A 26029-nucleotide genomic window follows, 5' to 3' on the forward strand; every position below is an offset into this window, starting at 1 on the left:
GAGTGGGTCACGACATGGACGGCACGACCGGCGCCAGACAGGCCCCGCGGGAGCGCCAGCGCGCCGGGAGGCCCTGGTTCCGGCCCTGGGCCCAGCGCGACGGGGCGGGCGACGAGGTCCGCACGATGATGGTGCCCTGGGCGCTCGGCTCGCCGCTGCTCGTCGTGGGCGTCTACGCCATCCTCCAGTCGGCCCTGCCCCCGGGGAACCGCGCCGGCGGCCTCGTGGCCGCCCTCGTCGGCGGCGTCGTCAGCGCCCTGCTCCTCGCGCTCGTCGCCCGCCAGACCGCCGAGCGCGTCGACAAGCAGGGCTTCGACCGTCAGGTCAGCCTCGACGCCGCCCGCAGGCAGGCCCTGCACGACCCCCTCACCGACCTCGGCAACCGGCAGCTCTTCACCGACCGCCTCGAGCACGCCCTCGCCCGCCGCGCCGAGCGGGGCACGGCCGTCCTCTACATGGACCTCGACGGCTTCAAGGCCGTCAACGACGTCTACGGCCACCTCGTGGGCGACGCCATGCTCGTCGAGGTCGGCCGGCGCATCACCGCCGCGGTGCGGCCCGAGGACACCGTGGCCCGCTTCGGCGGCGACGAGTTCGCGGTGCTCTGCGAGGACGTCGGCGACGTCGTGGTCGCCACCCGCATCGCCGAGCGCATCATCGCCTCCATCGCCGAGAGACCCTTCGAGCTGGCCGGGCGCAGCCTGCGCATGACCCCCAGCGTGGGCATCGCCCTGGCCACCGAGGACGCCGACACCGCGGGCCTGCTGCGCCGCGCCGACGCCGCCCTGTACCGGGCCAAGGAACGCGGCAAGGCCCGGTTCGAGCTGTTCGACGAGGGCATGCACGCCCAGGCCCTCGCCAAGCGGGCGGTGGAGGACGACCTCGCCGGCGCCGTGGAGCGCGGCGAGCTGCGGCTGCACTACCAGCCGATCCTCGACCTGCACGCCAACCGCATCACCGGCCTGGAGGCGCTGCTGCGCTGGCAGCACCCCGTGCGCGGACTGCTGGAGCCCGCCGACTTCGTGCCCGTCGCCGAGCGCACCGGGCTCATCGTGGACATCGGCAACTGGGCGCTGCGCGAGGCGTGCCGGCAGCTCGGGGAGTGGTACGAGGTCGGGGACGACGACTTCGACCTGTACGTCTCGGTCAACGTCTCCCGCCGCCAGCTCGTGCAGCAGAACCTCATCGACGTCGTGGAGTCCTCCCTGCCGCGCGGCCGCGCCTCCGAGGCGCTGTGCCTGGAGGTCACCGAGGACCTCCTCGCCCAGGACGCCGACTCCAACATCAGCACCCTGCACGCGCTGCGCACCATGGGCGTGCGGATCGCCGTCGACGACTTCGGCAGCGGCCGCTCCTCCCCGGCGCACCTGCAGATGCTGCCCATCGACCACATCAAGGTGGACCGGCAGTTCACCGCGCACCTGGGCAGGCGGCAGCAGGCCGACCGGCTGTTCTCCAGCATCATCGGGATGGCCCGGACCCTCGGGATCGGTGTCATCGCCGAGGGCGTGGAACTGCCCGCGCAGCTGGAGGCGCTGCGCCGGCTCGACTGCGACGGCGCCCAGGGTTTCCTCCTCGGCTACCCCGAGACGCCGCCGCGGGTCGTGGACCTGCGCACCCCCGCCGCGGCCGTCATCGCCGTCCCGGAGGGCGAGCCTGCCGGCCGCGCCCGGGTGTAACGCCACCCCCACCCGGGGCGGGTGGTGCTCCGGGGTCAGGTGCTCCAGGGGCGGGTGCTCCGGGGGCGGGGACGTTGTGCGCGCGACACGCCGGTGTCGCCCGGCCGAACGTCCCCGCGCACGAACGCAGCCCCCTGGGCGGGGACGTTCCGTCGCGCCACGCCGGGCGTGTCGCGCCCGGACGTCCCCGCGCCCGGACGTCCCCGCCCGGACGTCCCCGCCCGGACGTCCCCGCGCCCGGACGTCCCCGCGGCCCGTGCCGGATCAGCGTCCGCCCGCGTTCCACACCCCGCTCGCGGCGGTCTCCCGCACGTAGTCCGCGAACCGCCGGGCCGGGCGCCCGAGAACCCGTTCCACGTCACCGGTGGGCTCGGAGCCGCGCCCGTCGAGAACCTCGGAGAACAGGTACAGCAGGAGGTCCACCGCTTCTGCGGGGACGCCCACCTCCCGCAGGGTCGCCCCGTACCCCGCCGCCGGGACGGTCCGGAACCGCACGTCCCGGCCGGTGGTGGAGGCGATGACCGCGACGGCCTCGGCGAACGTCAGCGACTCCGGGCCGGTCACCTCGTGCACCCGGCCGGCGTGGATCCCGCGCGCCGGGTCCGGGTCGGTCAGCGCCGCCACGGCGACGTCCGCGATGTCGCGCACATCGACGAAGGGCTCGGGGACCGCACCGACGGGCAGTTCCACCAGCCCGGAGAGCACACCGGGCAGCAGGAACTCCTCGGAGAAGTTCTGGGCGAACCACGCGGCGCGCACCACGGTGGCGGTGGGGAACTCGGCCAGCACCGCGTCCTCGGCCACGCGGGCGCCGTCCTCGCCGCGGCCCGACAGCAACACGAAGCGGGTCAGGCCGGACCGCTGGGCGAGCGCCGCGAGGGCGGCGACGCGCTCGGCCGCACCGGGGACGGTGAGGTCGGGGGAGTACGCGACGTACGCGGCCCCGGCGCCCTGCAGGGCGGCGGGCCAGCTCGCGGGGTCGTCCCAGTCGAAGCGGACCTCACCGCTGCGGGAGGCGGTGCGGGCCGCGACGCCGTGCGCGCGCAGGCTCTGCAGGACCCGCCGTCCGGTCTTGCCGGCGCCGCCGACGACGGCGACGAGGCCGGGGCTCGCCGGGTCCGCGGAGGCGCCGGCGGTCGTGGGGGAGTTGCTCGTGGTGGTCATGGTCCGATGCAACCCTCCCCGGGCCGGACGATCCATGGCCGGAACTCCCGATCCTGTGCGCGAGCGTCTACGCTGCCGCCGTGGACGGCCTGACGGGGTTGCTCGACGGCCCTCGTGCCCGCGGTGCGTTCGTGCTGCGCTCGCAGTTCGACCCGCCGTGGGCGCTGCGCGTGCAGGACCGCGCCCCGCTGACGGTGGTGGCCGTGGTGCGGGGCCGGGCGTGGTTGCACGCCGGGGACGGGCCGCCGGTGCTCCTCGGTACGGGGGACACCGCGGTGCTGCGGGGGCCGGAGCCCTACACCCTCGCCGACCCGCCCGGCACCACCCCGCAGGTGGTCGTCGACCCGGGGCAGGTGTGCCGGGGCGCCGACGGCCGGGAGAACCCGATGTCCGTGCTCGCCCCGCGCACCTGGGGGAACAGCGGCGAGGGCGCCACCGTGCTGCTCACCGGTACCTACCAGCTCGACGGGGAGATCGGCCGCCGGGTCCTGCGGGCGCTGCCCGACCGGCTGACCGTCGGCGGCAGCGAGACGTGCCGCGCGTTCCTGGAACTGCTCGCCGAGGAGGTGCGGCACGACCAGCCCGGTCAGGCCGCTGTGCTCGACCGGCTGCTGGACGTGCTGCTGGTGCAGGTGCTGCGCGCCTGGTTCGCCGAGCCCGGCCGCGCGCCGGGCTGGTACGCCGCGCACGCCGACGCCGTCGTGGGCCCGGCCGTGCGGTTGCTGCAGCAGGACCCCGCCCGGCCCTGGACGATCGCGGGTCTGGCCGCGGAGGTGGGCGTGTCCCGGGCGGCGCTGGCCCGCCGGTTCAGCGACGTGGTGGGGCAGGCGCCGATGGCGTTCCTCACCGACTGGCGCCTGGCGCTGGCCGCGGACCTGCTGCTGGAGGACGGCAGCACGGTGGACTCGGTGGCGCGCCGCGTCGGCTACGGCAGCGGGTTCGCCCTCTCCAGCGCCTTCCGGCGGGTGCGGGGCCTCACCCCGACGGAACACCGCGCCCGCGTCGGCGCCTGAGGGCCTGGTCGGCCGCGGCGGGGACGTTCGGCTGCGGCGCGTCGGGTGTGTCGGTGCACAACGTCCCCACCCGGTGCCCGCCCGGACCTGGCGGGGACGTTCGGCTGCGACGCGCCGGGTGTGTCGGTGCACAACGTCCCCACCCGGTGCCCGCCCCGTCCCCGCCGCAACCCCCGCTCAGGCCGGCGCCCGGCGCACCACCGGAACCAGCAGGACCAGCGCGAGGACCTGGGCCGCGGCGACGACGGCGACCAGCGCCGGCAGCGACACCTCGTACAGCGCACCCAGCGCGACACCGCCGACGAGGGCGCCGGCTCCCTGCACCCCGGCGAACCAGCCGTACGCGGTGGCGCGGCGCTCGCGCGGCACGAGGTCCGCCACGAGCGCCTTCACGGTGGAGTCCTGCACCCCACCGGCGGCGCCCCACAGCAGCACCCCGGCGACCGCCGCGGTCAGCCCCGGACCCAGCGCCAGCGGCGGGACCGCCGCCACCAGCAGCGGCAGCAGCAGCAGCACCCGCGCGCCCAGCCGGTCGTAGACGGCACCGGTACCGAGCGCCGAGACCGCGGCCGCGGCCATCGCCCCGGCGTACAGCAGCGGAACCCCGGCCGTGGGGAGGAGTTCGGCGTCGACGAGGTGGAAACCCAGCAGCCCGAACGTCACGAGCCCTGCGGTGCACAGGGCGCAGCCGGCCGCGAGACGCCAGAACCGCGCGGGCAGGCCCCCGGCCCCGGCGACGGGTTTCCGCGTGGGCTGCGGGACCGGCCCGCCCGCGGCCGCGGGGGACGCCGGGTTCCCGGGCACCCGCGCGCGCAGCACCCCGAGGAGGACCAGCGACAGCGCCCCCGGGACGGCCAGCAGCGCCAGCGCGGGCGGGAGCGCCCCGGCGGAGGCGGCGACCACCGCCGCCACGAGCAGCGGGCCGGCGAACGCCCCGATCTGGTCGAGGGCCTTGTGCACGCCCATCCCGCGGCCTATCCCGACCTTCGCGGCGGCGTCGGCGAGCAGCGCGGACTTCGCGGGGCTGCGCACCGCCTTGCCGAGGCGCTCGGCGAGGATGAGGGCCGCGGCGACCGCGAGGCCCGCGGCGCCCAGCAGCGGGGTGAGCGCCAGCAGCGGTACGCACACCGCCGTCAGCGCGTACCCGGTGATCGTCAGCGACCAGTAGCGCCGGCTGCGGTCGGCCAGCGGACCGGAGACCAGCCGGACCAGCAGGGCCGCGGCCTCCCCGGCGCCGGTGACCAGGCCGACGAGCAGCGCGGAGGCGCCGAGGGAGGCGAGCAGCGGCCCGTACACCGAGCGCGCGCCCTCGTAGACCATGTCCGCGGCGAGGCTGACGACGCCGAAACCCACCACCAGCCGCCACGGTGACGCGGTGGTCCGCTGCTCGCTCCTGTTCACGGCCGCATCCTGGCGCCCCCGGTGGCGCGCTAGCGTTCCGGGGTGCTGCTGCTCCTGCCCGAGCTCGCCGGGCTCGACCCCGCCGACCGTTCCCTGCGGGCGCTGCCGGAGGACGTGCGCCCGCTGCTGCGGGACTACCTGTCGCTGAAGGACGTGCAGCTGCGCGCAGTCCGGGAGCCGGCGGAGGGGCTGTTCCTCGCCGAGGGCGTGGAGGTGATCCGCCGCGCCTTGGCCGCGGGGCACCGGCCGCGCTCGTTCCTGCTGAGCGAGCAGCGCGCCGTGGACCTCGCCGCGGCGCTGGCCGCGCTGGATCCGGCGGTGCCGGTGTTCGTGGCCCCGGTGGAGGCGTTCGAGCGGCTGACGGGCGTGGACCTGCACCGCGGGGCGCTGGCCTCGATGCACCGGCCCGCTCCGCTCGGCGCGGCGGACCTGCTGCCGGGGGCGCGGCGCCTCGTGGTGCTGGAGGACGTCGTGGACCACACGAACGTGGGCGCGGTGTTCCGCTCGGCCGCGGCGCTGGGCGCCGACGGCGTGCTGGTCAGCCCGCGCTGCGCGGACCCGCTGTACCGGCGCAGCGTGCGGGTGAGCATGGGCACGGTGCTGTCCCTGCCGTGGGCGCGGGCGGTGTCCTGGCCGGGGGACCTCGACGTGCTGCGCGGGGCGGGGTTCGCGGTCGTGGCCCTGGCGCTGACGGAGGACGCGGTGCCGCTGGGGGAGTTCCGCGCGCCGGGGAAGGTGGCGCTGCTGCTCGGCACCGAGGGCGACGGCCTGAGCCGGCGGGCGGTGGCGGCGGCCGACGTGGTGGTGCGCATCCCGATGGCGGCCGGGGTGGACAGCCTCAACGTGGCCGCCGCCGGTGCGGTGGCGATGTGGGCGTTGCAGGGCTGAGGAGACCCCGTGCGTCACAGGGGTGCCGCCAGCCCCTCCAGCACCTCCGCCCCCGGGAGCGACAGCAGGTCCGCGCCGCGCACGACGAGTTTCGAGCGGCGCAGGCCGCTGCCGACCACCACGAAACCCGCCTCCACCACGGCGGTGTCCACGAGGACGCGCCACCCCGGCGGCAGCCCCACCGGGGTGATGCCGCCGAACTCCATGCCCGTCTCGGCGACGGCGCGCTCCACGGGCAGGAAGGAGGCCTTGCGCACGTCGAGCGCACGCTTGACGGCGTTGTTGACGTCGGCGTGGGTGGTGGCCAGCACCACGCACGCCGCCACCCGCTCCTGACCGCCCCGGCGGCCGGCGACGACGACGCAGTTCGCCGAGGCCGCCGCGGGGACGCCGTGCGCCTCGACGAGGGCGGCGGTGTCGGCCACCGACGGGTCGATCGACGCGACCGCCGCCGCGGCCGAGCCCGGCCAGCCCGGCAGGGCAGCGGCCACCGGGGCGGCCAGCAGTTCCGGGCGCGCGAGCGCCGGCTCCAGCTCCAGGTTCCCCGCGACGGCCAGGGCGCCGGGCTCGACCGCGCTCACCGCTGGAACGTCGGGCGCAGCACCCCGCGGGCCAGCGTGGAGAACAGCATCGTGAACGCCGCGGTGGTGGGCGTGGTGTCCGGGCCGAGGGCGAGGGAGTCCACGTCGAGGGCGTGCACCGCGAACACGTAGCGGTGCGCGCGGTCCCCGGGCGGCGGGGCGGCGCCGGTGAAGTCGGCGGTCCCGGCGTCGTTGCGCAGCTGCACCGCTCCGGGCGGCAGCGCAGGGGAGCCCGCGGTGCCGGCGCCGCGCTCCAGGGAGGTGACGGAGACGGGGATGTCGAGGACGGTCCAGTGCCAGTACCCGGCCGGGGTGGGCGCGTCGGGGTCGAAGCAGCTCACCGCGAAGGACCTGGTGCCCTCCGGGAAGCCCGACCAGGACAGCTGCGGGGAGATCCCGCCACCGTCGGCGGAGTGCTCGTGCGCCATCGGCTCGCCGTCGGCGACGTCCGTGCTGGTCAGCTGGAACGCGCCGACGCGGGGGAGCTGCTCGTAGGGGTCGGGGGCGACGGGGCGTTCGAGGGACATCGGGTCAGGCCTCCGGGTCGGGGAGCGCCCGCGCTGCGGGAGCGCGGACGGGTGGGCGCCCGCCCACCGCCTCGCACCGTAGGCACCACGGGGCCCGGACGCACGACGGGCCGGCCTCCCCGCGTGGGGGAGGCCGGCCCGTGTGGTGCCAGGTCGTGTCAGTCGCGGTCGCGGATGAGCATCGCCCGCAGGGGGAGGTCCCGCTCCGTCAGGATCGCCTGTGCCGCCTTGTGCGAGCGGTGGTTGATCACGACGGGTGCCAGCAGGTTCGCCGTGGCGTCCTCCAGGCTCTCACCGGGGTTGACGACCAGGAGCACCGCGGCGTCCTCGCCCTTGGTGAGCTCGAGGGCGTCGGCGGTCTCGTCGTCGATCTCCGGGGAGTAGCCGGGGAAGAACCTGTCCGGCGCCATCACGACGAGCCTGAGGTTCGGGTCGTCCATGGAGCGCAGGGAGAACAGGTTGCCCTCCTCGTCGAGCGGGTGGAGCTCGAACCGCGTGTGCGAGTTGAGCCCCGTGATAGGCGCGATGAACTCGATCTGGGGAGCCGCGACATCGGTGTCGGTCATGGCACTCATCGGAGGAACTCCATTCAGCGCAGGAAGTCCAGGAGGGTCGGCTGGATCACTTTGGCGGTCGCGCTCAGCGCGGCCTGGTAGGCGGTCTGCTGCAGGTTGTATTCGATCATCGCCTTGCCGAAGTCGATGCCCTCGACCTCGTCCAGCGCGTGGTTCAGGGCGTCACCCCGGACCTCGTTGGCGTCCGCGAGCGCCGACAGCTGGTTGCCGCGGGCCCCGACGGTGGTGAGAGCGGCGGTCACACGACCGATGGCGACGTCCATGTCTGCCAGGCTCGCCGCGATGGCACCGGGATTGGTGCCCTCCAGCTTGGCCGCCAGCTCCTCCAGAGCAACGAACGTACTGGTTGCGGCGGTGGTGCCGCCACCGAACGCCTCGGTACCGAGGACGTTCACCTGCACGTCGAGATCCGGGCCGACTCGGCGGGTGACCTCGCCGGCATTGCCATTGTAGGTGAAGGTGCCGTCAGAGTTCGCGGTGAACGCGGTCGAGGAATCGGCCGTTCCGGCGAACACCGGCCGGCCCAGGTGCGTCGCGTTGGCCGCGCCGAGCATCGAGGCCTGCAGCGAGCGGACCTCGATCGCGGCAGCCTTGCGGGCGGCGGGGCTGCTGCCACCGGTGCTGGCGGCCTGCACGGTGAGGTCGCGGACGCGCTGGAGGAGACCCAGGCCGCTCTTGAGCGACTCCTCCTGGGTGTCCAGGAGGGCCTGCCCGTTGGCGTTGTTCCGGGCGTACTGCTCGTTCGCCCCGATCTCAGTACGGTACCGCAGCGCGTTGCTGGCCGCGATGGGGTTGTCGGACGGCTTGCTGATGGCCTTGCCGCTCGTGAGCTGCTCCTGCAGCTTGTTGTGGCGGGCCGAGCTCTGCTGCAGGTTCTGCAGCGAGGACATGGCGGTGGTGCGGCTGGAGACGCGACCGATCATGGCGTGTCCTTCCTCTCAGGTCTCGGGAGCTCGAGCGTCAGCGGCCGACGAGGCCGGTGCGGTTGATGAGGGTGTCCAGGGCCTGGTCGATCGTGGTCAGGACACGGGCGGCGGCGCCGTAGGCGTGCTGGAAGGCGACGAGGTTGGTCATCTCCTCGTCGATGTTCACACCGGAGACGGCCTCGCGGGCGGCGGTCGACTTCAGCGAGACCTGCTCGGCGAGCACGGCACGCTGGCCGGAGGCCTGGGCGGCGGTGCCGATGCTCGTGACGTTCGCCTGCCACACCTGCGAGGGCCCGCCCGGGGCGGTGCCCAGCTGGGCCAGCGCCTTGGCGCGGGCGCGGTCGACCGTGCCTCCGGAGCTGTCCCTGAGGGACGCGGCGTCGGGCACGGCCACGCGGATCGTGCCGGCCGCGCCGATGTTCGACCCGGCGGCGATGGTGGTGGTGGTGAAGAAGTCCTGGCCGGTGCCGCCGGGGTTGTAGATGTCGTTGACCTGCTTGGCCAGGGTGGCGGCGGTGGCGTCGAGCTGGTTGGCGACGCCGGGGATGACCTTGCTGACGGCGTCGACGGCGCCCTTGAGGCGGCCGCCCTCGGGGATGGTGGCGTTGCCGCCGATGCGCAGGGCGAGCTGCATGCCGCCCTGGGCCTGGGAGAAGTCCAGTCGGGGGTTGACGACCTCGAGCTTGTAGGCGGTGGTGCCGGCGACGATGGGGGAGTTGCCCACGTAGACGTCGGACATGCCGTTCTCGCGCTGCACGACCCGCGCGCCGGTGATCTCGGCGAGCTGGCGGATGTGGGTGTCGCGCTGGTCCATCAGCTCGTTGGCGTTGGCGCCGGTGCTGACGATCTTGCGGATCTCCTCGTTCAGCGTGGCGATGCGCTGGGCCTGCTCGTTGGCGCCGGCGGCCATCTCCCCGGTCTGGTCGCGCAGGGACTCGAACTGGCCCTTGAGGCGCCGCTCGGTGGCGTTGAGGGTGTCGGCGACCACGTCGGCGGTGCGCAGGACGTTGGTCCGCGCGGCGGCGACGCCGTCGGGGCCGGAGGCGTTGGTGAGGTCGTTGAACGCCTTGTACATCGTGTTGAGCTGGGCGGTCAGGCCGGCGGCGGAGGGCTCGCCGAGGCTGTCCTCGATCTCCCCGTACACGCTGGAGGTGAGCTGGTGCTCGGCGAGCACGGCCGCGTCGTGGCGCTGCGCGGAGTCCGCCAGGGCGTCGGCGATGCGGGTGATGCCGCGGATCTCCACGCCGTTGCCGACGCCGTCCTTGCGGCCGTAGGTGGAGCCCGCGCCGTTGGCCAGCGGGGTCAGCTCGACGCGCTGGCGGCTGTAGCCCTCGGTGTCGGCGTTGGCCAGGTTCTGGCCCGCGACCTCCATCTGGCGCTGGGCGGCCTGCAGCGCACGCGAGGCGGAGTTGATGCCGGAGAAGGTGCTCATGTGTCCTGGGTCCTGTCTCGGGGTCTGCTCAGAGGGCTTCGTCGACGAAGTGGGCCCGCACGCGGCCCGCCGTGGCGGTCCGGTTGCGACCCAGGGCGGTGTACGTGTCGAGGTTGCGGTCGAGGCCCATGAGGGTCTCCCGCACGGCTCGGGCGCCCGCCTCCAGCAGGTCCCGGTTGGCTTCCGCGAGGTTCTGGATCTCCGCGGTCACGGTGAGGAACGCGTCGCGGTGACCGCGCAGCAGGTCGCCCCAGGGGGCGGGGGAGGCCGCAGCCAGGGTGTTGAGGCTGGGGTTGGGGTCCAGCCCCAGCTCCCCGGCGATGGCGTCGACCTGCACGGCCCGCAGGAGCTCCGTGGCGCGGATCTGGTCGAGCACGAACTCCACCTCACGGGTGGCGTGCGCCAGCCAGCGCGTGCGGCCGCTGGCCAGCACGAGCTGCTCCTCCTCGAGCTTGAACAGGAGCAGCTCGAGCAGCTCCCGCTCCTTCCAGAGGATCCCGGAGACCTCGGCGAGTCCCATGCGCGTCCTTCCTGCTCCGTGGCGCCCTGTGGCGTGTCCCTGCGTGTCGTCCGGTGCGGCATCCGTGGACGCCGCACCGCGTGCCGCTCTGCCGTACACATCGGCATCCGTGCGCAGAACCTGAGCCGCGCCGGTCAGCACGGTGTGGGGGGAACGCCGCTGGTGGGAGGGCCGGGAGGGGTGTCGGGGAGTCGGGCGCGGCGGGGGTGGACACCGTGCGCCCTGCGGCACTGCTCCGTCGACTTGAGAGGTCCGTACGGATGACGCTCAAGTCCGGGTGGGGGTCGTGCCGAGGAACAGGGTGTGACCGCAGACGCCGCTCTCGCCCCCCGTGAGCTCACCGACGCTGACCGTGAGGCGCTCGTCGGGGAGACCCTCCCGATCGTCGGCTACATCACCTCCGAGTTCATCGGCCGGCTCCCCTCCCACGTGAGCCGCGACGACCTCACCTCCGCCGGGCTGATGGCACTGGTGCAGGCCTCCCGCAGCTACGACCCCACCACGGGCGTGCCGTTCAACCGCTACGCCAACACCCGCGTCCGCGGGGCGCTGCTGGACGAGCTGCGCGGGCGCGACTGGGCCTCCCGCGGTGCGCGCAGCCGCTCCCGCCGCCTGCACGAGACCGAGGACGCCCTCACCGTGCAGCTGGGCCGTCGCCCCACCACGGAGGAGACCGCCGCGGCGCTCGGCGTCACCACCGCCGACGTCCACGAGGTGCGCGACGAGGCGCAGCGCTCGGTCGTGCTGAGCATGCAGGGCTTCACCGCCGAGGGCGCGTCCCTGGACGACCACCTGCCCGCGCACAGCCCCGGCCCGGAGGCGGAGCTGCTGCACCGCGAGCAGCTCGGCTACCTGCGCTCGGCCGTGGCGGCGCTGCCCGAGCGCCTCAAGGCGGTCGTGGAGGGCTACTTCCTGCAGGAGCGGCCGATGGCCGTCCTCGCCGAGGAGCTCGGGGTCACCGAGTCCCGGGTGTCCCAGATGCGCGCCGAGGCCCTGGTCCTGCTGCGGGACGGCATGAACACGCACCTGGCCCCGGAGATGGTCGCCCCGGTCACGGGCTCGCCGACGGCCGTCAAGCGCAAGGAGGCCTACTTCGCCGCGGTGGGCACGCAGGCCGACTTCCGCGCCCGCCTGGTGATGTCCACCGCCGGCGCCACCGGCTCCTTCGGGAGCAGGCGCAGCGCCTGATCCACCGAACCCCACGCACAGGAGCGCCCTCCCCGGCCGGTCACGCCGGGGAGGGCGCTCCTGCGCGTGGCGGGTCCTGCACGCGCGACCCCGGGGAGGGCGGGGGAGCGCCCGGCTGGACGGCCGCCGCCGGCTGGCGCATCATGGAGTGACTGTGCGTAACATGATGTGTGGCCTGAGTCACCCGATTGCTGCGAGCAAAAAGGCTCAGGTCCGCGTGCTCCGGGCCGATGAACACATTGGCTGGCCACGGATGGACAGCTGGAACAACTGACGACCCCACATCACGGAGGAAGATCAACCATGGGTCTCCGCATCAACACCAACGTCGCTGCGATGAACGCGTACCGCAACCTCTCCCAGACGGACAAGGCGCAGTCCACCTCGCTGGAGCGCCTGTCCAGCGGCCTGCGGATCAACAAGGCCGCCGACGACGCTGCCGGCCTGGCCATCTCCGAGGGCCTGCGCTCGCAGATCTCCGGCATGAAGGTCGCCGCCCGCAACGCCCAGGACGGCGTCAACGTCGCCCAGACCGCTGACGGCGCCCTCGGCCAGACCACCAACATCCTGCAGCGCATGCGTGACCTCGCCGTCCAGGCCTCCAGCTCCGGCGCCCAGGGCACCGCCGCCCAGGAGGCCGCCAACACCGAGTTCGGCCAGCTGAAGCAGGAGCTGACCCGCATCGCCAACGGCACCGAGTTCGGCGGCCAGAAGCTGCTCGACGGTAGCTACAAGGGTGACTTCCAGGTGGGCGCGAACCACGCTACGGATGTCAACCAGATCTCGGTCGACCTGTCCAGCGCGACCGGTGCGCTGAGTGGCGACATCAGCGGCTTCGACGCTTCCGGTCTCGGCCTGAACACTGCCGTCCTCGCGGGCGGTGCGGACGCCGCGGCGAACGCCACCAGCGCCCGTGAGGCACTGTCCCTCATCGACGACGCCCTCGCCGGTGTGAACTCTGCCCGCGCCTCCATCGGTGCGCAGCAGAACCGCTTCGAGTACGCGATCGCCAACCTCAACGTGACGGTCGAGAACCTCTCGGCGTCCGAGTCCGCGATCCGCGACACCGACATGGCACAGGAGATGGCCTCCTTCACGAGGAACCAGATCCTGTCCCAGGCCGGCACGAGCATGCTGTCCCAGGCCAACCAGGCTCAGCAGAACGTCCTCTCGCTGCTCCGCTGAGCAACGGGTACGACGTCCCGCTGAACCGCGACGGGGCGGGGAGCTGCACCACGGCTCCCCGCCCCGTTCCTGGTCCTAGGAAGGAGGAGACATGGCACCGAGTGTCGACGGCCTGGTCAGTGGCATGGACACGACCAGCATCATCACCCAGCTCATGAGGATTGAGGCGCAGCCTCAGGCCCGCCTGAAGAACACCCTCACCTCGACGCAGGGCGGAGTCACAGCCCTGCAGTCGGTCAACTCGAAGATGGCGGCGCTGAAGACGGCCGCCGAGGCGCTCCAGAAGGCCACCGCCTGGTCGCCGGCCACGGCCACGTCCTCGACGGACAAGGTTGCGGTGTCCACCACGTCGGGCGCGAGCGCGGGCTCGCTGTCCTTCAGCGTCAAGGAACTCGCGCAGAACCACGTCGTGCTGGCCAAGGGCACCTTCTCGTCGCTGGACGACACCACCCAGGACAACCCGCCGCTGGTGATGCCGCTCCAGGTCAGGGACAAGAACGGGACCGTCCTCGGCACCGTGAACCCCACGCCGACGAGCCTGCGCAACATCATCGACGAGATCAACCAGGCCGCCAACATCGGCGTCAAGGCCGTCGCGATCAAAACCGGCGAGAACCAGTACAGCCTCCAGCTCACCTCCACCGTGGCGGGGAAGGCCGGCGAGTTCAACCTCACGGACGGGAGCGGCAACCCTCAGCCTCCCGCCGCGTTGGCTGTGCTGTCCGCAGCGAAGGACGCCGAGCTCGACCTCGGTGGAGACGTCCTGGCGACGTCGTCGACCAACACGTTCGACGGGCTCATGCCGGGCACGAGCATCACGGTCATGGAGAAGACCGCTCCCGGGGGGACCGTCACCGTCAACGTCGCCTCTGACCCGGCCAAGGTCGCCGAGTCGGTCAAGGCCTTCGTCGACGCCGCGAACTCGGCGCTCGGCACCATCCAGGCGCAGACCCGCGGTGGCACCCTCGGCGCCGACGGCAAGATCACCGGTGCTGGCCCCCTCAAGGGCGATGCTGGTTTGCGTCAGCTCACCGCTCAGATCATCTCCACAGTGAGCGGCACGGCGCAGGTCGGCAACACCAGCGCACTGCAGTCGATGGCATTCGCCGGCATCGAGGTCACCCGCAACGGCGACCTGAAGTTCGACCAGGACAAGTTCCTCAAGAACTTCAAGGAGGATCCGGAGACCGTCCGCAAGCTCGTCGCACCGAGCAGCACGGCAGGCTGGAACCCGGTCTCCGGGACGCCGGGGATTGCGGAGCGGTTCGTCAAGCTTTCCGACCGGGCGACGGACTCCGTGGACGGCTCCATCACCCTGGCGATCAAGAGCCGCAACAACGAAGCCACGTCGTTGCGCAACAGGATCGACGACTGGGACGCCCGGCTGGAGCAGCGGCAGGAGCGGCTTCAGAGGTACTACGGTGGCCTGGAGACGGCGCTCGGGAAGCTGAAGTCCCAGTCGACCTGGCTCGCGGGCCAGCTCGGCGGCCTCTGAGGGGATGTCCACATGAGCTGACGGCGGTGTCCCTGTTCGGGGCCCCGCCGTCAGCTTTCTCACCGAGTGGCACTGTGGCCACCCTGCTGAAAGGTCATCGCCATGCTGGACTGCACCGTCGTCGTCGCGGACGTCGCCGGCCCGGAAGAGCTAGATGCTGTGCTAAGAGCAGCCCGTGCCACAGGGGCTCACGTCGTCGCGGTCAGCGAGGACAGGAGAAGCGTGCCAGCGGCCCACCGTGGGAAGGTGCGGATGATCGAGCGGCCCACGCTCGACCGCATCGCCCGCACAGTGCGGGCCGACCGGGGCGGTACCGAAGCGACGATCTTCGTCGCATCCACCGTGCTACTCGAAGGCGCCTGGCTCGATGACATCTGCGGGGCACTCAGCGAGGGTGCCGGACAGGTCGTGGTGCACGGCGTCCCGCGTGAGTTCCTCGTGGCGCGTCCGGGGCCCGCTGACGCCCCGCTCGTTTCCCAGGCGGAGACCACGGTGAGGTCCGGCGGCGTCCGGGTGCGCGCTGGCGCCGCGAGAATCCCGCATATCGGGGCGCGACGCCCGCTGCTCGGTGCCGTGCTCATCGTCAAGGACGAGGAGGAGACGCTCGCCGGCTGCCTGGAGTCGCTGCACGGCTTCGTCGAGGAGGTCGTCGTCTACGACACCGGTAGTGCCGACCGCACCATGGAGATCGCTCGCTCCGCTGGTGCCATCGTCATCGCCGGCTACTGGGACGACCACTTCGGCAATGCGCGGAACCGGGCCCTCGACCACAGCACCGCCGAGTGGGTCCTCTCCATCGACGCTGACGAGGTCGTCGCCGGGGACCCCGTCGCACTGCGCCGTACTCTTCGCGCGACAGCGCTCGACTACTTCGGCATCGTCGTGTCCTCAACGATCGGCCAGGCAGGGGGCGCGACCTTCGACGGCCTGGTCGGGCGCCTCTTCCGCCGTGCCCGTTGTCGGTGGACCGATGCCCTGCACGAGCAGTTGGCCTCCCGTGACCCGGCTCGCCCCAAGCTGTCCGGTGCCGCCAATGACGACATCAAGCTCCTGCACTCCGGATACACCACCGTGCGCTTGCGCGAAAGGGACAAGGGCGCTCGGAATCTCGCGATCGCCGAAGCGGCAGCGGCGGGCACGATCACCGCAGGGAGTGATCCCAACCGTGTCTGGGCGAACCTGGGTCGTTCTCGCGCTCTGACGGGCGAGCACGCGAAGGCGCTGGAGGCGTTCGACCGCTTCGATCCCGAGGATGATCGTCGGGAGATGGTGCTGGAGACGGCCAACAGCGCCTTCCAGGCGGCCGTGATCGTCGGCGACCGCCAGCGGGCGGAACATTGGCTCAACGTGCTGGAGCGCCGCGGCGAACCAGGTGAGCGCTTGAAGCGCCACGCGGCCCTGCTGTTGCACTCCCAGGGACGCTTCGAGGAAGCTTTGGCTTTGCTGAACACGATCGTCGACGCCGTGGACCGGATGGGTCGCCAGCACCGCAGAGTCGACAATCTCCAGCTGGAACTGGCGTGCCTCGTGGCGCTCGGCAGGACCGAGGAAGCGGCTGACGCGCTCGTCGCCGCTCTCCGTCAGGATGCAGTCGGTCTGACGCTGCACCAGTGCATCGCGCACTTCACGGCGGCCGACAGGCCCGTACGGAGTCTCGTGCAGGAACTGCCACTGTCCATGCACGTCAACTACCTCGGGCAGAGCCTCAATCTGCCGCCCACTGTCGCCGACGACTTCCTCGAAGCGATGTGGGAAGCGGGGCATGATCACCCCCGCACGCTCGTAGCAGCAGCCGCCCGTGCCACGGATTTCCCCGTCGAGCGGGCTGCCGCGTGGTCCCGGCGGCTGCGCGCCGCCGGCCTGGCGGAGGAGTGCCCGCTCCGCGAGGTCGCCCGGGACCAGGCGCTCCCGCTCCGGCGGCGGATCGTGGCGGCGGCGGTGGCGGTCGAGGAGTTCGAGGACGTGACGGTTCTGCCGCTCCTGGAGCAGTTGCTGTCCGAGGTGACCGACGACTGCGCCGCGGCGGTCATCGACGACCTGCGACGGCAAGCGCCGAATGTGGGAGCAGCGGTGGAACTGGCGACCTTCTGAGGCCGCACCGGTCGCACGCGAATGAATGGGTCCGGGTGACGTCCTCAAGTACCCGCTCTGCTGAGCCGAAGGAGTGAACATGACTGAAGGTGGCGCTGCGGTGGACATCATCGTGGCGATCGAGATCACTGACCTCGGCAGCGCTGCTGCGGATGTCGTCATCAGCGCCGCGGCCCAGATGTTCGGCTCCGCGGACCCTGTTGAGGTCCTGTACCACCTCTCCGGGGTCGACGAGCCCACCGAGGAGCAGGCGCAGCGTCTCGAGACGGCCATCCTCAGCGGCATCCCGGTCAGCGGCGCGCTGCCCCCCGTCCGCCTGAGCGGTCATGCACGCGCACTCGCCACCCATTGCGCCGTCCGGTTCCGCGCTACTGCGGACGTGGCCGAAAGCGCCCGTTCCGTCGCCCTGCTGACGAGCTTCGCCGGCGCTCTCTGGGACGAGCCCGCTGCTACTGGCGCCCCGAAGGCGACCCTCGCGCACGACAAGGTTCGCCGTGCCCGTGACCGGCGGCGTCGTGAGGACGGTGGCCGCCCGCTCCACGCCGTCGTTGTCGTCCAGCACCCCAACACCTGGGGAGCACTGGCGCCCATCGCCGCGGCGGCCGCCGCGCACCACCGCGTCGAGGTGAACGTGGTGGCCTTGGAGAGCGCCCTCAGTCGCAATGACCAAGAGGTTTCGCACTTCGTCCGTGCGGAAGGGTACGAACCGCGGGACGAGACGTGGTTCCAGAACAACCTCGACACCGTGGACGTCGTGGTTCTGGCCGACCCGTACGATGAGTTCCGCCCCGCCACCTTTCACGTCGACGCGCTCGCTGCCCGGGGCATCAGGCTGGTGTACTCCGCATATGCGGAGAACATCGGCGGAGGTCGTGACAGCCTCGCACGCCAGTACGACGCGCCGCTCCACAACCTCGCCTGGCGGTCCTTCCTGCCGAGCCGCGAGCAGGTGACCCTCTACGCGGAGCACTGCACCGCGGGCGGCGCTGCCACGCGTTGCCTCGGACCCGTGAAGGCGGACTGGCTACTGGGGACGGCGCCTGACCAAGGCGCCATGACAACCCTCCGTGCGGCCATCGGCGACAGGCCGACCGTCCTGTGGAACCCGCACTTCACGCACGGGCCGGGTGGGCTGTCCACCTTCCTGACGTACGCACACGAGTTCCTCGGTCACTTCGGTCAACATGCGGATCACTTCCTCATCGCGCGTCCCCACTTCAGACTCCTCGCCGATCTGGACCGGTCCGGGGACCAGGCGCGCCGCCTCGCCGATGACTTCCGACGGGCGTGCGGCCGGTTGGCCAACGTGCACCTCGACGAATCGCGCGACTACCGCGCCGCGATGCTGTCCGCCGACGTCCTCGTCAGCGATCTCAGCTCCCTGATCCCCGAGTTCCTGGAGCTGGGCCGGCCGGTCTACTACCTCGAGCGCCCCGACGCGGCGCCGACGGTTTCAGACGGTACCTGGCGCTCGAAGGTCACGACGGTGCGCAGCGCCGCCGAGTTGCGGGCGGCGCTCGAGTCCACGACCCGTGACGCCGAGACAACCGTCGGCTCCACTGCCCGGGGCGCGGGGCAAAGAGTGGTGGACGTCCTCGTCGGTGACTTCGTTCAGGAGGTGTGGGGTCGATGAGCGAGATGGTCCGCAGCGAAAAGGTGCTGAGGCGTGAGCTTCCGGTGATCGCGGTCCTTCTGGCAGGTGGTACGGGTACCCGGGCAGGCGCTCGTCGGCCCAAACAGTTCGTGCGCATCGCGGGGAAGCCTGTTCTCCAGCACACTCTCGAGGTGTTCGACGCCTCACCGTCGGTTGACGCTATCGTCATCGTGGCCGACCCCGAACACGGCGACGAGTTGGCCCGGATCCAGCGGGACAGCGGCGCCCGCAAGGTCATCGCCGTCGTCGCTCCCGGCGACACCCGCGGCAGGAGCACGCAGAACGCGCTGTCGGCCATCTTCGTCGAGGAGGCGAAGGTCCTCGTGCACGACGGGGTCCGTCCGTTGGTCGACGAACGCATTATCGCCGACTGCGCCGACGGGCTCGACGCCTGTGACGCGCTCGACGTCGTGATCCCTACCGCGGACACGATCGTCCGTGTCGATGCCGAGGGTACGGTGGTCGACGTCCCCGACCGGTCCACTCTGCGCCGAGGCCAGACACCGCAGGCGTTCCTACTCTCGGTCCTGCGGCGCGCCTATGCCGCTGCATCCGCCGAGCCGTCTTTCACAGCGACCGACGACTGCGCCGTGGTCCGGGCTTTCTGCCCGGAGGTGGCCATCTCCACGGTCCTGGGGTCCGAGAACAACATCAAGATCACCTACCCCCAGGACTTCCTCGTTGCGGACCAACTGTTCCGCCTGCGCACCTCGCCCCCGGTTCCCAGCGGCGGTGCGACGCTCCGCGGCCGGCGCTACGTGGTGATCGGCGGAACACGCGGCATCGGTTCGGCCGTCACGAACGAGCTGCGGAACCGCGGCGCCGATGTCGTTGCGGTCGGCCGAAGCGCCGGTGTGGACGTGCGCGATCAGGCCGGTGTCGAGCGAGCCCTCGCCGACGTGGCGCGCACGCGGGGTCAGATCGACGGTGTAGTAGTGACCGCCGGTGTGCTGTTGCCCGGGGCGCTGGTCACGGCTCCGGCCGCCGGTCTCGCTGAGATGCTCGAGGTGAACGTGCTGGGCTCGGCGAACGTCGCCAGGGCCGCGCATCCGTACCTCGCCCTCTCGCACGGCCACCTGCTCTTCTTCTCGTCGAGTTCCTACACTCGCGGCCGGGCCGGGCAGGCGCTCTACAGCGCCACCAAGGCGGCGATCTCGAACCTCACCCAGGGACTCGCCGAGGAGTGGGGGCACGACGGAATCCGCGTCAACTGCATCAGCCCTGGAAGGACCGCGACCGACATGCGCCAGGCCGGCTTCGGTGACAGTGACGGCCTTCAGTGCCCCGGCGTGGTGGCACACGCGACCGCACAGCTCCTCGCGTCGGAGACGTCGGGGAGCATCGTCGACGTACCGCCTCTCGACCTCATGTCCACTGACGGCCCCGTCACCGTGCTGGCGGGCGTGTGAGCCGGATGCCGGCCCTGTGAACACCTCACACCCAGCGTCGGTGTGAGGCTCGACAACCTGATAACCACATCAGTCCACTAGGAGACGACATGACCCGAGTTGTGCACCGTCGACGCCTCCAGGCGAGCGGCTATGTCGAGGACAGTCTCGGGACCGCCGGTCCTGCGACGCTACTTATCATGCTGTGGGACCGGCTTGTGCTGGATCTGAAGCGTGCGGAGGAGGCTCTGACGTCCGAGAACCGCGAGGTCGCACACATCAACCTCATGCACGCTCAAGACATCGTCCACGAACTGAACGCGACGCTCGACGTCACCGTCTGGGAGGGAGGTGCGGGGCTGCGTGCGTTGTACGTCTGGCTCATCACCGAGCTCACCCAGTGCAACGTTCAGGGGGACGCCGATCGCACGCGTGGGGTTCGTGAGACGATTGTCGAGCCGCTGGCCGACGCCTGGCGACAGGCTGCCCTGCAGCAGCTGAACGAGGGCGCCGGCGCGACGGTGGCCGAGGGATCCTGATGGCGTCCTCCGCGCGTCCTGCGGAGGTTCCGGCGGGAGCGATGGCAGAGTCGGCCGCCTGGCACGTCGCCTGGGTGGCGGCGCTTGACGACCTCGAACTCGACGTCGCCGCCGCGGAGGACCTCCTGCGAGCACTGCACGCCCAGGAGGACTTGCCGGAGTCCGCCGTCTCCGACCCGGACCTCGAGTGGAGGACTCCCCCTCTCGTCGGTCCTGTGCCCTCGGACCTGGTGGGACGGGCACGTACGCTCGCGGCTGCGCAGATCAGGGTGGCCGAGGAGCTCGCCAGGGCTGTAGTCGAGGCTCGGAGTCACCTGCGGACGCTCAAGAAGTTCGAAGACCCCGAGGCGGCTCCCCGCTTCGTCGACAGATCGTTGTGATGGAACCCGGCGTTGCGGCGAGCGCCGTGACGTCGGGTGTCGTCGCGCTGGCTGCGTTCGGTCCCGCTAACCGGCCGTTCGGCTCGGTACGTCGAACCTCTCGACGAACTCCTCGATAGGGCGCTGGAACCAGAAGGCGTTCCGTGTGATCCGCTCCTCGGTCCAATTCCACCACGCGATACGCAGCAGTGCATCGACGATTTCCGGTGCGAAGCGGTGTCGCGCCACGCGGGCTGGATTGCCGACCACGACCGCATAGGGGGGAACGTCCCGGGTCACGACCGCACCAGCGCCGACGATGGCACCGTGCCCCACCGTGACGGCGCCCAGCACGATCGCGCCGTGTCCGATCCACACGTCGTTGCCGATCACCTGTGGTCTGTCCTGCTGTTCATCGCGGGGGCGGTCGCACTCGACGTACCCGAGCCTGGACATCGGGTACGTCGTCGCCCGGCTGGGCCGGTGCAGCCCGTGCAAGTTGAGCATTGCGCTGCGGCCGGTCGCGTCGAAAACCTCACCCTCACGTGGATGTGGATGGAGCAGGCGTACTTCGTCGGCGATCGAGCAGAACGCCCCGATCTGGACCTGCTGCGTCGGACTGAGCGTCACAGCGCGGGCGTCGCCGTTGAGGAAGGTGTGGGCGCCGACCGTCACGCGCGACCCCGGGCTGAGGGGGCGGGGGGGCTGGACGACGGGGACCCCGAGTACCACTGCATCCCGCACGACGGTGTAAAGGTCAGTGCTACGCCGGCCGAGGGCATGGGTAAGGTGGTCCCAGGCCTGCGAGGGCGTCTCTACCCAGCCGAGACCGGCTCCGGCGAAACCGCGGATCTGTTCCAGCAGCGTCAAGCGGACCAGTGCAGCCGGAGCCGTCCTCGATCCGGGGAGGGCCAGGAGGCTGGAGGGCGCGGAGAAGAGCGCCCTAGCTAGGCGCACGAGGGCGTCAGGTGCGGGAGCGGATGCTGCCGTGCAGAGGTACACCAGCTCCGAGCTGCACGACTGAAGCGCGCTGTCCCATGCCTGGGTGGGGCCTCGAGCGGGCGCCATGCGCTGTACCTCAGCACCTTCGACACTCCCGAGCAGCTCCAGCACCTCCGGGTCCGTCGACCACGTCATGCACCTTGCGTCGACTCCCACGCCGAGCATGTCCTCCACCGCGTTCGCGGCGACGACGAGCGCTTGGAGCGACGCGCCCACCGCCGGAGCGGTCTGGTCAGCGTGCATGAGGACCGTCAGCTTCACCGATCACTCCTTCGGCCGGGCCGGAGGAGGACGAGCGGCGTCGTCCACCGCGGCGCTGGTGCTGCCATCTCGTGGCTGGCCGACGGCTCCAGGCCCGTGTTCATCCCGTTGAGGTTACTGCGATCCCCGCACCGCCGCACTCCCGCCTCAGCTCTGCCCGCGCCCCATGCATCCCTCCGGGAGGAACTCTCTCCTTACGGGCCCGGCGAGCGCTCGGACACCCGCGAACCCGGACGGGTGATCCCCCACCCCCGCCCCTCCAGCTCCCCGCGTCCGCACCGACAACTCCTCCCACGGGGGTGTCCCCGCCGGCCGGACGACGCGGGAGCACCTCGTGCCTCACACCACGAAGACCACGCTGCGGATGGCCGCCGTGTTCGCGGGCTCCTCGCTCGGTGCGGGCCTGGCGGCGTCGGCGCTCGCGGCGGCCCCCACCTCGCTGTCCGCCTCGCTGTCCACCGCCCTGCCGGCCGCGGTCGCCACCACCGCCGCCCCGATCCCCTCCGAGAGCCCGGCGCCCGCTCCCGCCGTCCCGGGCCTGCCGGCCTCCGCGCACACCCCGGGCGGCGCCACGATGACGCGCCTGTCCGTCGTCTCGGGCCCGCAGGCCGGCGGCGACCGGCTGCTCGTGCAGGGCGCGAACCTCCTGCGCCTCGACGGCGACCGCGCCGTCGCCAAGTCCGTCCTGTTCGGCGTGGCCACGACCACCCCGGCGACCGCGTCGGCCCTGACCCGCACCACCGTGACCGGCGTGAGCGTTCCCGCCGCCGACGTGCGGCCCCTGTCGTCCACGGCGCTGGAGGTCGTCGTCCCGGCCGCCGAGGGGATGTCCCCGGGCGCCCTGGGGTGGCGGTGTTCGTCGGCGAGGTCACGAGGGGCGCCGCCTACACCTGCGTGCAGGCCGCCCCGCGGGCCGAGGAGCTCACGCCCGCCGCGGCGCTCTCCCCGGACGCCGGGGGAGCGGGCAACGTCGTGCGCGGTGAGTTCTTCGAGGCCCCGACCGGCACCGTGCAGGGCACGAGGGTCGCGGTCGGCGGCAGGCCGGCGCTCGTGACGGGCGTGGGCGTCGACGCGTACGAGGACGGCGACGACAGGCTGGTGTTCACCGCCCCCGCGGACCTCACCGGGGTGCAGGACGTCGTCGTCACCACCCGGGGCGGGTCCGTCCACGCGGGTGCGATCACCTACAGCGCCGTCGTCCCCACCTTCACCCGGACACCACCTCCGGCCTCACGACCCTCCTGACCACCCTCACCCTCGCCGGGCAGAACCTGGACCCGGTGACCAGGGCGTCCTTCGTGCCGGCCGATCCCACGAGGGCGCCGGTGCAGTACCTGGCGCTCATCAAGGTCCCCGGTTCCGAGAGGACCCGGCCAGAGGTCACCCTGGCGAGGTTCGCGCCCACGGCGACGGTCAGATCGACCGACGCGGACGTGCCCGGCCACGTCGCGCTGGAGAAGGGGTATATCTATACCGCCGCAACGGGATCCGGTGCCTTCTCCTGGCGAGTGCCGCGCCGGCCACCGTCGCCGCGGTCGGCGAGAGCGTGGGCAGTTCTGCCGCGAACCGCCGCGACACCCTCACCGGCGAGCACCTCACCGGCGCCACGAAGGTCGTCCTCGCCCCGCGCCAGGTGGGCGGGAGGAATGTCGCCGGCGCGTTCGGCATCCGCCGCGGAGTCCCCGTGACCGCCGGCGCACAGGTCGCCGACACCGGGATCGGGCTGGACCTCCCGCAGCTCGCCGCGGGCACCTGGGACGTCTCCGTCGTCACGACCGCCGCCCATGCCCTCGGCGGTGCGCGTTCGACGCCCCGGGCCCGGCGCCCACGCTGAGCGCCGCGACCTGCGCCGAGTCCACGACCACGACCACGACCACGACCACCGGCACGACGACCACGACCGCGGTGTCCGCCACGGTGCGGCTCACGGCACGAACCTCAGCGGCCTGCTGAGGGCCCGCGTCCACACCGGGGACCCGGCCGTGGCCGGGGCGCTGCTCGTGACCGCCTCGGCCCCCGGCGCGGCGAGCGTGGCCCTGCCCGGGAACCTGCCCGGGCGGCGCCCACCGGGTCGAGGTCACCCACGACGGCGGCACCACCTGGACCACCGCGACCCCCGCCACGACCCTCACCCTCACCGCCCCGGCGCTCACCCGGGCCGTCTGCGCGAGTCCACCGCGGCGGCCGGCGCCGCCCCCACCGCACGGCTCACCCTCACGGGCACCGCGTTCACGAGGGGAACCCTCGTCCGCCACGGCCGAGGCACCCCCACCGGCGGCGCCTCGCCGCTCGTCCCGAGCAGCCCGATCGCCGCCACTGCGACCGTCGGCCCGAACCTGCCCGCCGGCGCGTACACCGCCCAGGTCTCCCTGGACGGCAGGACGTGGAGCGCGCCGGCCGGCTTCGACGTCGTGCACGCCGCGATCAGCGCGGCGACGTACGCGAGGTCCACCACCGCGGGTGCCACCGTCACCCGGGCCAGGGTCACCGTGACCGGCGCGAACCTCGGCGCCGCCACGAGGGTGCGGGTGTACTCCGCGGCCGCCACCTCCATCGACCCCGGTACCGCGATGCCCCTCGCCACGGGCTCCACCGCCTCCGGCTCGGTGCTGCTGCCCGCCGACCTCGGCGCCGGCACGTACCGCGTCGAGGTGGACGGCCACGGCACCTGGGGAGTGCAGGTCAGCAACGACGGCACCACGTGGAGCGCCGCGACGCCGCTGGCGGTCCAGGACCCCGCCCTGCTGAGCGGCGCGACCCTCGCGCGCTTCCCCGTGCGGGGCGACGCCGGCTCCCAGGCCGCGGCGCAGGAGCCGCCGCGCGGGGCCATCCAGGGGCAGAACCCCTGGAACCCGTAACCCCCGGGCCCTGCGGACCGATGTCCGGGGGGAGACAGCACCGCAACCCACCACGCCTGGAGCCGACCATGCCGAGCAGCCGTCCTCGCCTCGCCGCCTGCCTCGTCCTGCAGGGCACCACCCCGCCGGCCCTGGCCGCCGACGTGCGCGGGCTCGTCGCCCTCGCCGACGAGGTCGTCGTCTACGACACCGGCGACCACGTCGCACCCGGCTCCGCCGCCTTCGAGGCCACCCTGCACCCGGCCGTGACCGTCGTGCGCGGCTTCTGGGCCGAGGACCGCGAGCGCGCCCAGGAGGCGGCGCTGGCGCACGTGGCGGCCGACTGGGCGCTGTGCGTGCTGGCGGGGGAGCGGGTGCAGGCCTGCGGCGACGCGCTGCGCGACGTCCTGGCCGGCGCGGGCGGGCAGGCGGCGCTGTCGGTGCGGGTGGACGACGTCGTGCGCGGCACGCACCGCTCCGCGCGGCTGCTGCACCGCGACGCCTCCGGCCCGGTCGGTGCGGCGGGGCTGCCCGAGGTGCCCAGCAGCGTCCTGCGCATCTGCCAGCCGCCGGCGACGACGGCGTGCGTGCCGCGTCAGCGCGGGGTCTTCGACCGCGTCTGAGCAGCTCCGCACACCCTGCGGGGTGAGCGCTCCCGCACGGCACGTCGCCCGGCCGCGCCGCGGGCGGGGCCGATCCGCCCGCGACACGCCGGGGCGTGATGCTTCCGGCACCGCCCGTCACGCTGCCATGCTCACGCCGTGGGACGACACGTGAGGCAGCGCACCCGACTGCAGGCCGCCTGCGAGAGCGGCGCGGCCGTGCTCTGGCTGCTCGCCCTCCTCGGCGGTCTCGCCTGGGTCGTCGCGAGCGCCGTCGAGGGCGCCGTGCTGCCCGTGGCGATCGCCGCCCTGTCCGCGCTGGCGAGCCTGCTGCCCGCGCGCCGCCCCCGCCACCTGCAGCCCGCTCCGGCCGCCCCGGCCCGCCAGCGCCTGCGCCCCGCCACCGCCCGCTGAGGCGGCGCGGGTCCGCTCCTGCCCCGGTCCCTGCCGCCGGTCCAGGTGGGGCGCCCTCCCGATCCCCCGGGTGGGTGACCGGCAGCCGCTGGATAGTCACTGACCGTGAGTAAGCCCTTACTCTCGTTGCATGCAGGGCGTGCAGGGGCTGACACGTCGGAGCACGCAGCACACAGGTGCTGCGGAGGGCTCGCAGGCCCCGCCTGTGCCGGGCCTCCCGACCTCCTGGGTCGCTGACCACACCCCCTCCCGGCGTCTCCCGCGTCCCAGCACCCGCACCCCCCGCCCCTGCGCCGCCCGTGCTGACC

Annotated in this window: 26 protein-coding genes; 16 read left to right on the top strand and 10 right to left on the bottom strand. The window is 72.8% G+C overall.

All coding sequences use genetic code 11. The annotated features are described in order from the left end of the window. Positions 1–14: 14 nt before the first annotated feature. On the top strand, positions 15–1679 hold the full coding sequence (locus tag ACYQBY_RS00370) for a putative bifunctional diguanylate cyclase/phosphodiesterase (protein ID WP_459641829.1): 1665 nt from the start codon (positions 15–17) through the stop codon (positions 1677–1679). A 264-nt stretch (positions 1680–1943) separates the two neighbouring features. Here ACYQBY_RS00370 and ACYQBY_RS00375 read toward each other — a convergent pair whose 3' ends face one another. Next, complete coding sequence (locus ACYQBY_RS00375; protein WP_459641830.1) at positions 1944–2843, bottom strand: Rossmann-fold NAD(P)-binding domain-containing protein; 900 nt, start codon at positions 2841–2843, stop codon at positions 1944–1946. Positions 2844–2923: 80 nt separating this feature from the next. Between ACYQBY_RS00375 and ACYQBY_RS00380 the strand changes: the two genes are divergently transcribed. Further along, a complete protein-coding gene (locus ACYQBY_RS00380) occupies positions 2924–3856 on the top strand; it encodes an AraC family transcriptional regulator (RefSeq protein WP_459641831.1) in 933 nt (310 codons plus the stop codon). A gap of 177 nt (positions 3857–4033) precedes the next feature. On the opposite strand, the gene ACYQBY_RS00385 is transcribed toward ACYQBY_RS00380, so the two are convergent. Beyond that, positions 4034–5257: an MFS transporter gene (locus ACYQBY_RS00385; protein ID WP_459641832.1), complete on the bottom strand. Its 1224-nt coding sequence runs from the start codon at positions 5255–5257 to the stop codon at positions 4034–4036. A gap of 93 nt (positions 5258–5350) precedes the next feature. Between ACYQBY_RS00385 and ACYQBY_RS00390 the strand changes: the two genes are divergently transcribed. Continuing rightward, on the top strand, positions 5351–6145 hold the full coding sequence (locus ACYQBY_RS00390; RefSeq protein WP_459642422.1) for a TrmH family RNA methyltransferase: 795 nt from the start codon (positions 5351–5353) through the stop codon (positions 6143–6145). Between the two features lie 14 nt (positions 6146–6159). On the opposite strand, the gene ACYQBY_RS00395 is transcribed toward ACYQBY_RS00390, so the two are convergent. The 6 genes from ACYQBY_RS00395 to flgN form a co-directional block, all read right to left on the bottom strand. Beyond that, complete coding sequence (locus ACYQBY_RS00395) at positions 6160–6726, bottom strand: YbaK/EbsC family protein (RefSeq protein WP_459641833.1); 567 nt, start codon at positions 6724–6726, stop codon at positions 6160–6162. Further along, positions 6723–7253: a YbhB/YbcL family Raf kinase inhibitor-like protein gene (locus ACYQBY_RS00400; protein WP_459641834.1), complete on the bottom strand. Its 531-nt coding sequence runs from the start codon at positions 7251–7253 to the stop codon at positions 6723–6725. Before ACYQBY_RS00400 ends, ACYQBY_RS00395 begins: the two co-directional genes overlap by 4 nt. Before the next feature lie 158 nt (positions 7254–7411). Continuing rightward, on the bottom strand, positions 7412–7819 hold the full coding sequence (locus tag ACYQBY_RS00405) for a flagellar assembly protein FliW (RefSeq protein WP_459641835.1): 408 nt from the start codon (positions 7817–7819) through the stop codon (positions 7412–7414). 23 nt (positions 7820–7842) lie between these two features. Next, a complete protein-coding gene (gene flgL, locus ACYQBY_RS00410) occupies positions 7843–8751 on the bottom strand; it encodes a flagellar hook-associated protein FlgL (RefSeq protein ID WP_459641836.1) in 909 nt (302 codons plus the stop codon). Between the two features lie 37 nt (positions 8752–8788). Next, positions 8789–10186, bottom strand: coding sequence for a flagellar hook-associated protein FlgK (gene flgK, locus ACYQBY_RS00415; protein WP_459641837.1), 1398 nt, complete (start codon positions 10184–10186; stop codon positions 8789–8791). A 28-nt stretch (positions 10187–10214) separates the two neighbouring features. Then, the gene (gene flgN / locus ACYQBY_RS00420; RefSeq protein WP_459641838.1) at positions 10215–10706 is read right to left on the bottom strand and encodes a flagellar export chaperone FlgN; all 492 of its coding nucleotides are present in this window, start codon (positions 10704–10706) and stop codon (positions 10215–10217) included. 303 nt (positions 10707–11009) lie between these two features. Between flgN and ACYQBY_RS00425 the strand changes: the two genes are divergently transcribed. The 8 genes from ACYQBY_RS00425 (at position 11010) to ACYQBY_RS00460 (ending at position 20626) form a co-directional block, all read left to right on the top strand. Continuing rightward, positions 11010–11894, top strand: coding sequence for a sigma-70 family RNA polymerase sigma factor (locus ACYQBY_RS00425; RefSeq protein ID WP_459641839.1), 885 nt, complete (start codon positions 11010–11012; stop codon positions 11892–11894). Positions 11895–12197: 303 nt separating this feature from the next. Further along, complete coding sequence (locus ACYQBY_RS00430; RefSeq protein WP_459641840.1) at positions 12198–13079, top strand: flagellin N-terminal helical domain-containing protein; 882 nt, start codon at positions 12198–12200, stop codon at positions 13077–13079. Positions 13080–13170: 91 nt separating this feature from the next. Further along, a complete protein-coding gene (fliD, locus tag ACYQBY_RS00435) occupies positions 13171–14574 on the top strand; it encodes a flagellar filament capping protein FliD (protein WP_459641841.1) in 1404 nt (467 codons plus the stop codon). A gap of 252 nt (positions 14575–14826) precedes the next feature. Then, positions 14827–16665 carry a tetratricopeptide repeat-containing glycosyltransferase family 2 protein gene (locus ACYQBY_RS00440; RefSeq protein WP_459642423.1) on the top strand — a complete coding sequence of 613 codons (1839 nt, stop codon included), beginning with the start codon at positions 14827–14829 and terminating at the stop codon, positions 16663–16665. Between the two features lie 100 nt (positions 16666–16765). Next, complete coding sequence (locus ACYQBY_RS00445; RefSeq protein ID WP_459641842.1) at positions 16766–18298, top strand: hypothetical protein; 1533 nt, start codon at positions 16766–16768, stop codon at positions 18296–18298. Beyond that, positions 18295–19728 (top strand): 2-C-methyl-D-erythritol 4-phosphate cytidylyltransferase, encoded by a 1434-nt coding sequence (gene ispD / locus ACYQBY_RS00450; protein ID WP_459641843.1) that lies wholly within the window; start codon positions 18295–18297, stop codon positions 19726–19728. Before ACYQBY_RS00445 ends, ispD begins: the two co-directional genes overlap by 4 nt. Before the next feature lie 89 nt (positions 19729–19817). After that, complete coding sequence (gene fliS, locus ACYQBY_RS00455; RefSeq protein WP_459641844.1) at positions 19818–20246, top strand: flagellar export chaperone FliS; 429 nt, start codon at positions 19818–19820, stop codon at positions 20244–20246. Positions 20247–20287: 41 nt separating this feature from the next. Further along, a complete protein-coding gene (locus ACYQBY_RS00460; protein WP_459641845.1) occupies positions 20288–20626 on the top strand; it encodes a hypothetical protein in 339 nt (112 codons plus the stop codon). Between the two features lie 66 nt (positions 20627–20692). Here ACYQBY_RS00460 and ACYQBY_RS00465 read toward each other — a convergent pair whose 3' ends face one another. Then, positions 20693–21868: a CatB-related O-acetyltransferase gene (locus ACYQBY_RS00465; protein WP_459641846.1), complete on the bottom strand. Its 1176-nt coding sequence runs from the start codon at positions 21866–21868 to the stop codon at positions 20693–20695. A gap of 339 nt (positions 21869–22207) precedes the next feature. Next, the gene (locus ACYQBY_RS00470; RefSeq protein ID WP_459641847.1) at positions 22208–22441 is read right to left on the bottom strand and encodes a hypothetical protein; all 234 of its coding nucleotides are present in this window, start codon (positions 22439–22441) and stop codon (positions 22208–22210) included. 279 nt (positions 22442–22720) lie between these two features. Between ACYQBY_RS00470 and ACYQBY_RS00475 the strand changes: the two genes are divergently transcribed. The 5 genes from ACYQBY_RS00475 to ACYQBY_RS00495 all read left to right on the top strand — a co-directional run bounded on the left by ACYQBY_RS00475 (position 22721) and on the right by ACYQBY_RS00495 (position 25721). Then, complete coding sequence (locus ACYQBY_RS00475; RefSeq protein WP_459641848.1) at positions 22721–23113, top strand: hypothetical protein; 393 nt, start codon at positions 22721–22723, stop codon at positions 23111–23113. Positions 23114–23414: 301 nt separating this feature from the next. Beyond that, on the top strand, positions 23415–23702 hold the full coding sequence (locus ACYQBY_RS00480; RefSeq protein ID WP_459641849.1) for a hypothetical protein: 288 nt from the start codon (positions 23415–23417) through the stop codon (positions 23700–23702). Next, entirely contained in the window at positions 23665–24726 is a 1062-nt protein-coding gene (locus ACYQBY_RS00485; RefSeq protein WP_459641850.1) for a hypothetical protein, read from the top strand. Before ACYQBY_RS00480 ends, ACYQBY_RS00485 begins: the two co-directional genes overlap by 38 nt. A 68-nt stretch (positions 24727–24794) precedes the next feature. Beyond that, a complete protein-coding gene (locus ACYQBY_RS00490) occupies positions 24795–25328 on the top strand; it encodes a hypothetical protein (RefSeq protein ID WP_459641851.1) in 534 nt (177 codons plus the stop codon). 138 nt (positions 25329–25466) lie between these two features. Beyond that, on the top strand, positions 25467–25721 hold the full coding sequence (locus ACYQBY_RS00495; RefSeq protein ID WP_459641852.1) for a hypothetical protein: 255 nt from the start codon (positions 25467–25469) through the stop codon (positions 25719–25721). Positions 25722–26029 lie beyond the last annotated feature (308 nt).

The sequence above is a fragment of the Kineococcus anabasis genome, assembly GCF_054590795.1.

Coding starts and splice junctions, on each gene's coding strand:
- ispD (WP_459641843.1), top strand. CDS start 18,295: ATGAGCGAGATGGTCCGCAGCGAAAAGGTGCTGAGGCGTGAGCTTCCG.
- ACYQBY_RS00400 (WP_459641834.1), bottom strand. CDS start 7,253: ATGTCCCTCGAACGCCCCGTCGCCCCCGACCCCTACGAGCAGCTCCCC.
- ACYQBY_RS00490 (WP_459641851.1), top strand. CDS start 24,795: ATGCCGAGCAGCCGTCCTCGCCTCGCCGCCTGCCTCGTCCTGCAGGGC.
- ACYQBY_RS00370 (WP_459641829.1), top strand. CDS start 15: ATGGACGGCACGACCGGCGCCAGACAGGCCCCGCGGGAGCGCCAGCGC.
- flgL (WP_459641836.1), bottom strand. CDS start 8,751: ATGATCGGTCGCGTCTCCAGCCGCACCACCGCCATGTCCTCGCTGCAG.
- ACYQBY_RS00430 (WP_459641840.1), top strand. CDS start 12,198: ATGGGTCTCCGCATCAACACCAACGTCGCTGCGATGAACGCGTACCGC.
- ACYQBY_RS00460 (WP_459641845.1), top strand. CDS start 20,288: ATGGCAGAGTCGGCCGCCTGGCACGTCGCCTGGGTGGCGGCGCTTGAC.
- ACYQBY_RS00405 (WP_459641835.1), bottom strand. CDS start 7,819: ATGACCGACACCGATGTCGCGGCTCCCCAGATCGAGTTCATCGCGCCT.
- flgK (WP_459641837.1), bottom strand. CDS start 10,186: ATGAGCACCTTCTCCGGCATCAACTCCGCCTCGCGTGCGCTGCAGGCC.
- fliD (WP_459641841.1), top strand. CDS start 13,171: ATGGCACCGAGTGTCGACGGCCTGGTCAGTGGCATGGACACGACCAGC.
- flgN (WP_459641838.1), bottom strand. CDS start 10,706: ATGGGACTCGCCGAGGTCTCCGGGATCCTCTGGAAGGAGCGGGAGCTG.
- ACYQBY_RS00375 (WP_459641830.1), bottom strand. CDS start 2,843: ATGACCACCACGAGCAACTCCCCCACGACCGCCGGCGCCTCCGCGGAC.
- ACYQBY_RS00440 (WP_459642423.1), top strand. CDS start 14,827: ATGATCGAGCGGCCCACGCTCGACCGCATCGCCCGCACAGTGCGGGCC.
- fliS (WP_459641844.1), top strand. CDS start 19,818: ATGACCCGAGTTGTGCACCGTCGACGCCTCCAGGCGAGCGGCTATGTC.